The sequence below is a fragment of the Staphylococcus pasteuri genome (genome assembly GCF_030547725.1).
Taxonomy (GTDB): domain Bacteria; phylum Bacillota; class Bacilli; order Staphylococcales; family Staphylococcaceae; genus Staphylococcus; species Staphylococcus pasteuri.
In genome coordinates, this window is sequence record NZ_JAUOQO010000663.1 from 1 (window position 1) to 250 (window position 250).

Sequence of the window (250 nt, forward strand, 5' to 3'; positions counted from 1 at the left end):
GTATTGTTTTGGTGTTACGACATAAGTGAACTTAAAGAGCTTAATACTCAGTTAACCCAAACAATACCGCTTTGTGTTCTTTAAATTCGGTATTGAGATAATTGGCTAAGCCAGTAAAACGTGAACCATCGGTACGTTTAAAATCAATCTCCTGATTGACCACCGGTTCGCCTTTACTCAGCTGTTCATAACAAGCCTCTCGCTGAGACTTGTCATTGTAGATATCGCCAACATTAAAATTATCTAAATC

At 37.6% G+C, this 250-nt stretch carries 1 protein-coding gene; it reads right to left on the bottom strand.

Features of this window, described 5'->3' with window-relative positions; genetic code table 11:
* Nucleotides 1-40: 40 nt before the first annotated feature.
* A partial coding sequence (locus Q4528_RS15090) for a hypothetical protein (protein ID WP_303522506.1) occupies nucleotides 41-250 on the bottom strand: 210 nt, incomplete at its 5' end.